This is a genomic window from Spirillospora sp. NPDC000708, assembly GCF_040299565.1.
Lineage (GTDB): Bacteria > Actinomycetota > Actinomycetes > Streptosporangiales > Streptosporangiaceae > Spirillospora.
Window position 1 is genome coordinate 38,822 of the sequence record NZ_JBEPCJ010000090.1, and the last position, 7,136, is coordinate 45,957.

The window sequence follows — 7,136 nt, forward strand, 5'->3', positions numbered from 1 at the left end:
CTCCTCCGAGGGCTCACGCCTGTCACTTGCGGGGGGACGACCCCCCGCACCCCCCGGTTCGCTTCGCTCATGCCTGTTCCAGATAGCGGTGGACGAGCGCCACGGCCATGGCGCCGTCGCCCACGGCGGACGCCACGCGCTTCATCGACTCCGAGCGGACGTCCCCCGCCGCGAACACGCCGGGGACGCTGGTCTCCAGGTGGTACGGCTGGCGGGCCAGCGGCCACCCGGCCGGGCGGCGCCCGCCGGCGACCAGGTCGGGGCCGGTGACGACGTACCCGCGCGCGTCGCGCTCGACGAAGCCGTCCAGCCAGTCCGTGCCCGGCTCGGCGCCGATGAACACGAACAGCCAGTGGGCGTCGATGGTCTTCTTCCCGCCCGGCCACGCGAACGTGAGGCGCTCGAGCCGGTCGGCGCCCTCGGCGGCGCAGACCGTCTTGCCGGTGTGGACCTCGATGTTGGGCGTCTGCTCGATCTGCTCGATCAGGTAGTGCGACATCGACTTCTCCAGGCCGTCGGCCCGGACGATGATGTGCACCGTCTTGGCGTACTTGGCCAGGTGCACGGCCGCCTGGCCGGCGGAGTTGGCGCCGCCGACGACGGCGACCTCCTCGTCCGCGCACGACGGCGCCTCGGTGAGCGCCGCGCCGTAGTACACGCCGCGCCCGACGAAGTCGTCCACGCCCTCGGCGTTCAGCCGCCGGTACGACACGCCGCTGGCGAGGATGACGGCGTGCGCCGCGATCTCCGTGCCGTCGGCCAGCCGCGCCACCCGGGCCGTGCCGCGCGCCTCCAGCCCGACGACCTCCCCCGCCTGCAGCAGCTCGGCGCCGAACCGGTCGGCCTGCCGGCGCGCCCGGTCGGCGAGCTGCTGGCCGGTCACCCCGTCGGGGAAGCCGAGGTAGTTCTCGATCCGGGAGCTCTGCCCGGCCTGCCCGCCGAGCGCCCGCCGCTCCACCACGACGGTCTTCAGCCCCTCGGACGCCCCGTACACCGCGGCGCCGAGCCCGGACGGCCCGCCGCCCACCACGATCAGGTCGTAGAACCCGGTGGACGGGGTGCTCGGCAGCCCGATCACCGACGCCAGCTCCGCGTCCGACGGCGCGCACAGCGTCTCCCCGCCGGCCGTCACCACCAGCGGCAGCTCCGGCGACCCCGCCGCCGCGATCAGCTCCGCGCCCTCCGGGTCGGTGTCCATCAGCCAGGTGTAGGGCGCCTGGTGGCGGGCCAGGAAGTCGCGGACCTCGTAGCAGCGGGCCGACCAGCGGTGCCCGACGACCCGCAGCTCGGCGGGCCGGGACCGGTCGGTGCGCCGCCACGCGTCCAGCTGCGCGTCGATCACCGGGTAGAACCTCTCCTCCGGCGGGTTCCATGGCTTCAGCAGGTAGTGGTCGAGGTCGACGACGTTGATCGCGCGGATCGCGGCGTCGGTGTCGGCGTAGGCGGTCAGCAGGACCCGGCGCGCGTACGGGAACAGGTCCATGGCGCGCTCGAGGAACTCCACGCCGTTCATCTCGGGCATCCGGTGGTCGGCGAGCAGGACCGCCGTGTCGTCGCCGCGCAGCCGCAGCTCGCTCAGCGCCTCCAGGGCCTGCCGCCCCGACTCGGCGCGGACGATCCGGTACGACTCGGCGTACCGGCGGCGCAGGTCCCGCGCGACCGCCCGGGACACGCCCGGATCGTCGTCGACGGTCAGCAGCACTGGTTTGGACAACGCGTCCCCCTCATCCCATGACATCCCCGGGCAAAAGCCTACGTGGCCCGGCCCGGCCGCGTCCCGCCCGCACCGGCCGGCCGGCACCCCGGCGCCCCGCGGCCGGGACCGCATCGGCAATGATCGTCGCATGGACCTGCGTGCAGCGCTGATCGGATACGGCACCGGGGGCTCGGTGTTCCACGCTCCCCTGATCTCCTCGGTGCCGGGGATGCGGCTCGCCGCGGTCGTCACGGGGAACCCGGAGCGGCAGCGGGCCGTCGCCGAGCGCTACCCGGAGACGACCGTCCTCGCCAGCCCGGACCGGCTGTGGGAGGCGTCCGGCGGCTACGACCTGGTGGTGGTCGCCGCCCCGAACCGGCAGCACGTCCCGCTCGCCCGCACCGCGCTGACCTCGGGGCTCCCGGTCGTCGTGGACAAGCCGGTCGCGGCGACGGCGGCGGACGCCCGGTCCCTCGCCGCGCTGAGCGCCGTCCGGGGGCTGCCGGTGATCCCGTTCCACAACCGGCGCTGGGACGGCGACTACCGGACCGTGCTGCGGCTGGCCGGCTCCGGCGCGCTCGGCGGGCTGCTGCGGTTCGAGTCCCGGTTCGAGCGGTGGCGGCCCGAGGTGAGGTCCGGCTGGAAGGAGAGCGCGGACCCGCGCGACGCCGGCGGCATCCTCTACGACCTCGGCTCCCACCTGATCGACCAGGCGGTCGCGCTGTTCGGCCGCCCCGACCGGGTCTACGCCGAGATCGACACGCGGCGGCGCGGCGCCGCGGCGCCCGACGACGTGTTCGTGGCGCTGGAGCACCGCGGCGGGACCCGCTCCCACCTCTGGATGAGCGCGACCGCCGCGCAGCTCGGGCCGCGGTTCCGCGTCCTCGGCGACCGCGCCGCGTACACGGTGAGCGGGATGGACGGGCAGGAGGAGGCGCTGCGCGCCGGCCTCACGCCGAAGGACCCCGGCTACGGCATCGCGCCGCCCGAGTCGTACGGCCTGGTCGGCACGCCCGGCGACGAGCGCCCGGAGCCGACCGCCCCCGGCGCCTACCACGAGTTCTACGCGGCGGTGGCGCGCACGCTGCGCGGCGAGGCGCCCCCGCCGGTCACCCTCGCCGACGCGATCACGGGGCTGGAGGTCATCGAGGCCGCCCTCCGGTCGGCCGACGAGGGCGCCGTCGTCGGCACCCGCCCGGAGTGACGGCCGGTCAGTAGCGGAGGTCGGCCAGCACGCCGTAGTGGTCGGACGCGACGACGCCGTCCACCGGTTCGACGCCCAGCAGCGCGCAGTGCACCGGATGGCCCGCGCCGCCCGCGCGGGGCCACGCCGAGAAGATGTGGTCGATACGGCGGTCCGGCCACAGGACGGGCCGCGTCCAGGGGTTGGCATTGCTCCAGGTGTGGCCGGGCGTTCCGTCGCCCGCCGTCTCCCACGCGTCGTAGAAGACGACGCCGGGCGCGCCCACGGCGGCGCGGCCGGTGAGCATGCGGATCTCGTCCGAGCCGGGGTCGGCGTTGAAGTCGCCCGCGACCACCGCCGGCGCGTCGCGTCCCGCCGTCTCGCGCACGTACGCGGCGAGGTCGCGGACCTGCTCCTGCCGCTGCCCGCTGTGCCCGAGCTTGTAGCCCAGCGCGACGCCGAACACGTGGACGGGACCGCGCGGTCCCCGGACCTCGGCCGAGACGGTGAGGCCGCCGTCGGTGCCGCCCGGGTCGCCGAGCGGGCGCTCGCCCGTCCGCTCCTGCGGCCAGCGCGACAGGACCGCGACCCCCGAGCGGGCGCCCGGCACGGCCCCGGAGCCGGATCCGCCGAAGACCGCGTGCGGGAGGCCGAGCGGCTCGCCGAGGCGCGCCGCGAGCGAGTCGTCCCCGTCCTCCCACGCCTCGACGAGGACGAGCACGTCGGGCGCCGCTTCGCGGAGAGCCGCGATGATCGCCGCCTCGCGCTCCCGGTAGGGGCCGTAGCGGTCCCAGACGTTCCAGGTCGCCACCCGGATCGTCGTCTCGATCAGCGGCCCGTACGGCTCCTCGACGTCATAGCCCATGCGGTGAGCGTGTCACAGCACGGACACGTGGACGTGGTCGTAGTGGTTCTGGGTGACGCTGCCGCGGTCCTCCATCTGGCGCCATCCGCCGCTGCCGCGCATGTCGTAGATGCGCTGCCGCCAGATGACGTACTTGATGCCGAGCCGGGACGCGTTGTCGATCACGTACTGGGCGACGCGGTCGCCGTGCGCCTGGGCGGACGCGCTCGGCATCTTCCCGCCGGTGCTCTCCATGAAGTCGCAGGCGGTGCCGGAGCCGTGGTCCTGCGGGTCGCCGGGGCGCGAGCAGCCGATGGTGGGGAACGGCCCGAACTTCCCGTCGATCGCCAGCAGGGCGGTCCGCATCCGCGCGGTCATGGAGTTGCCCACGATCGGCGACTTGCTCCCGGAGACGCCGTCGGGCTTCCCGCCGCCCGCCGGGGCCTTCGGCGTCTCGGGCTTGTACTTGGCGAGCAGCTTCTTGACGCGGGCGCGCTGGCCCTCCAGGTCGTCGATCTCCTTGCGCACCTCGTCCAGCTTCGCCTGCGCCGCCCGGTGCGACTGCGACGCCTTGGCGTTCAGCTGCTCGAGGCTCTCGACGCGGCGCCCGTTGTCCTGGCTGATGTGCTCGACCACCGACGCGTCGCGCAGCGCCGACGACGGGTCCCCGGAGGTGACGATCGGGATGACGTCGAGCCGTCCGGTCATGTAGCTGGTGGAGGCGATGCGGGCGACGGAGAGCCTTGCCGCGCCGTACTCCCGGTCGGCCCGGGCGGCGTCGGCGCCCGCCCGCTCGGCGGCCTTCTTGGCCTCCTCGAGGGAGACCAGCTCGCCGCGGTACTGCTTGGACAGCGTGTCCGCGCGCTTCTTGAGCTTCGCGTACTCCTTCGCGAGGTCCTTCTTCGGCTCGGCGGGCACGCGGGCGGCGCCGCCGGCGGCCGGGGGGAGCGCCGCCGACATCCCGGCCGCGAGGACGACCACCGCGAGCCGCCGCGCCGCCCGGCGCCCGCCGGCCGGGCGCGCCGTCCTGCCGAAGGGACCGAAGGCCGCCACAGATCACTCCCGGATAACAGAGGGTCGGAGATTGGCGGGCACGCTACCACAATCACCACAAACCCTCCGACATTCGGGCAAGCACACTGGGTGACGCGGACACCACGGAAGACGGCGAAGAGGGCCGGACCGCCCGCAGGCGATCCGGCCCCTCCCCCGTGCCGCCGGACGGGGTCCGGCGGCCTCCCCTCAGGTCCCGACGAGGTCCTCCCAGCGCGGGGCCCGCGGCTCCCAGCGCAGCCGCAGCCCGGCCTCGCGGGGCGTCCGGTCCGCCTTGCGGTTGTTGCAGCGGCCGCAGGCCAGGACGGTGTTCTCCCAGGTGTTCCCGCCGCCGCGCGACTGCGGGTGGACGTGGTCGATCGTGTTGCCGCGCTGCCCGCAGTAGCCGCACCGGCCCCGATCGCGCAGGTAGACGCCGCGCTTGCTCCACGGCGGCCGGCGGCCGTACCGCCACCGCATCGCGACGTACCGGACGAGCCTCAGCACCCGCGGCACCGGGAAGCGGCCGATGGTCCGGCCCTCCTCCGCCTCCTCGACGACCGCCACCTCGCGGACCAGCATGCGGATGGCGTGCCGCAGGTCGACCTTTTGTAAAGGCTCGTACGACGCGTTCAGGACGAGCACGTTCACCGGGTCACCTCCCACCCCGGGCCGCTGTCCCGCCAGGATTCGAACCTGGATATCCGCATTAACAGTGCGGCGTTCTGCCGTTGAACTACGAGACAATGTTCCGGAAATTCTCCGGTTTCCGGGCATTTCCCGGAAGCCTCCATCAGAATGCCGACGCACGCCCCGCAAAGGCAACGGTTTTTCCCGCCCGCTTCAGGCCGCCCGCCGGTGCCGGAGGGCGCGGGGCCGGCCGGACGGGGCGGGGGCGGCTCGGGCGATCTTCGGCATCGCCTCCGCCGCCGCGCGCCACCATGCGTCCTCGGCGGGGCCGGCGTGCGGGGGCGACGCGCACCGGACCGGGCCGTACGCACCGGAGACCGGCGGGCCGGACGGCACGCGGACGGGCGGGACGGCCTCGATGGCGGCGGCGCAGTCGGGGCAGTCGGTGCCGGTCCAGCCGAGGCGGACGGCGACGGCCTCCGCGGCGCCGGGAGCGAGGGCGGGCGGCCCGGCGCCCCAGTAGCGCAGCACGTCGGCGGCGGACACGGCGCGTTCCCGGCGGGTGGCGCGGGTGCGGTCGCGGTGGCCCCGGCCGAGCCACGCGGTCTGCTCGGCGACCAGCTGCCAGGCCAGCCCGCGGACGAGGTGGGCGGCCGCGAGGACGCTCGCGTACGGCACGTGCCGCGCGGCGACCTCCGGCAGGCCGAAGCGGTGCAGGCCTGCCGTGTCGATGCGGGCGCGGACGCCGTCGCCGGGGTCGAGCGTGACGAAGACCGACACCCAGCCGCGGCCGAGGGCGAACCGCTCCGGTTCCACGTCCGGTTCCGCGTCCGGTGGCGTGCCGGGAAGGATCTGGCGGGAGTCCAGGTCGGCGACGGTGCCGCCGACGTCCGCGGCGAGGGCGCGGGCGGCGAGCCGGGCGGCCTGCGCGGACCGCGGCTGCCCCGCGGGCGGGCCCTCGGCGGTGACCGCGATGTGCCGGCGGGCGGCGACGACCGTCCCGAGCCGGCCGTGCGGTGCGGCGAGCCGGTGGAAGCGGGCCTTCAGGTCGGCGGACGGGCGCGTGACGGGTTCGACGGCGAGGACGGCGGACGCGAGCATCGCGGCGGCCTCGCGCGCGAGCGCTCCGCCGCCGAGGGAGTCCGGGAGGCGGCCGGGCCCGGGGAGCGTCCTCTCCTGGGTCGCCACCAGGAACCGCGTGGTCACCGACGCCGGGACCTCCAGCACGAACCGCCCGCCCATGGGCCCGCCTCCCCCGTTCCGCGGGCGCGGCCCCCTGCCGCGCCCGGGGTCTCAGCGTGGCCGCCGACGGTGGCGGACGGAACCAGAACAGGATTCTGTGGTGAACGTTCAAGGTGCCGCGATCATGGCTGCGACCAGCGGATACGCGGTCATGAGCCGCCGCCCCTGCCCTTTTGGCCCGTAGCTGGCCCGCTGTCGGAGTTTTCGCAGGTCAGCGTGTCGCCGTCCGCGAGGGCAGCGTCAACGGCAGCGTTCGCGGCTTGCTCCATGCCGTCGAACCAGTGCGCGTATGTGGTGTAGAGCATCTGGACCGAGTGCCCCAGCCGCCGGGCGACCTCGGTTGCCGGAACGCCGGAGTTGAGCAGCAGGGAGGCGTTTCCGTGCCGCAGGTCATACGGCCGCTCAGCCAGCCGGGAGGCCCGCTCAGAGCCGCTCAGAGCGTTCTTGCGCGCCTTGCCCCAGACGCGCCGGTAGGTCTGGCCGGTCACGGGCGCGAAGTCGTCGCCTTC

The 7,136-nt window shown here is 75.0% G+C and carries 7 protein-coding genes and 1 tRNA gene; 1 reads left to right on the forward strand and 7 read right to left on the reverse strand.

The window, feature by feature from the left end; translation table 11 throughout:
• Positions 1-67: 67 nt before the first annotated feature.
• Entirely contained in the window at positions 68-1,714 is a 1,647-nt protein-coding gene (locus tag ABT299_RS41835; RefSeq protein ID WP_500254139.1) for an NAD(P)/FAD-dependent oxidoreductase, read from the reverse strand.
• Positions 1,715-1,844: 130 nt separating this feature from the next.
• On the opposite strand from ABT299_RS41835, the gene ABT299_RS41840 reads away from it, so the two are divergent.
• On the forward strand, positions 1,845-2,900 hold the full coding sequence (locus ABT299_RS41840; protein ID WP_500254140.1) for a Gfo/Idh/MocA family oxidoreductase: 1,056 nt from the start codon (positions 1,845-1,847) through the stop codon (positions 2,898-2,900).
• 7 nt (positions 2,901-2,907) lie between these two features.
• Here the strand turns inward: ABT299_RS41840 and ABT299_RS41845 are convergent, their stop codons facing one another.
• From ABT299_RS41845 to ABT299_RS41870, 6 genes are all read right to left on the reverse strand, one after another.
• The gene (locus ABT299_RS41845; protein ID WP_500254141.1) at positions 2,908-3,744 is read right to left on the reverse strand and encodes an endonuclease/exonuclease/phosphatase family protein; all 837 of its coding nucleotides are present in this window, start codon (positions 3,742-3,744) and stop codon (positions 2,908-2,910) included.
• A 12-nt stretch (positions 3,745-3,756) separates the two neighbouring features.
• A complete protein-coding gene (locus ABT299_RS41850) occupies positions 3,757-4,776 on the reverse strand; it encodes a coiled-coil domain-containing protein (protein ID WP_347256585.1) in 1,020 nt (339 codons plus the stop codon).
• A gap of 189 nt (positions 4,777-4,965) precedes the next feature.
• Positions 4,966-5,406 carry an HNH endonuclease gene (locus ABT299_RS41855; protein ID WP_190854101.1) on the reverse strand — a complete coding sequence of 147 codons (441 nt, stop codon included), beginning with the start codon at positions 5,404-5,406 and terminating at the stop codon, positions 4,966-4,968.
• A gap of 24 nt (positions 5,407-5,430) precedes the next feature.
• Positions 5,431-5,501, reverse strand: a tRNA-Asn gene (locus tag ABT299_RS41860).
• A gap of 97 nt (positions 5,502-5,598) precedes the next feature.
• Positions 5,599-6,627 (reverse strand): hypothetical protein, encoded by a 1,029-nt coding sequence (locus ABT299_RS41865; RefSeq protein ID WP_500254142.1) that lies wholly within the window; start codon positions 6,625-6,627, stop codon positions 5,599-5,601.
• Between the two features lie 149 nt (positions 6,628-6,776).
• Positions 6,777-7,136, reverse strand: a 360-nt coding sequence (locus ABT299_RS41870) for a tyrosine-type recombinase/integrase (protein ID WP_500254143.1), incomplete at its 5' end; no start/stop codon positions are given.

Excerpts from the sequence above, each read along its gene's own strand:
- ABT299_RS41840 (WP_500254140.1), top strand. The coding sequence starts at position 1,845 with ATGGACCTGCGTGCAGCGCTGATCGGATACGGCACCGGGGGCTCGGTG.
- ABT299_RS41845 (WP_500254141.1), bottom strand. The coding sequence starts at position 3,744 with ATGGGCTATGACGTCGAGGAGCCGTACGGGCCGCTGATCGAGACGACG.
- ABT299_RS41865 (WP_500254142.1), bottom strand. The coding sequence starts at position 6,627 with ATGGGCGGGCGGTTCGTGCTGGAGGTCCCGGCGTCGGTGACCACGCGG.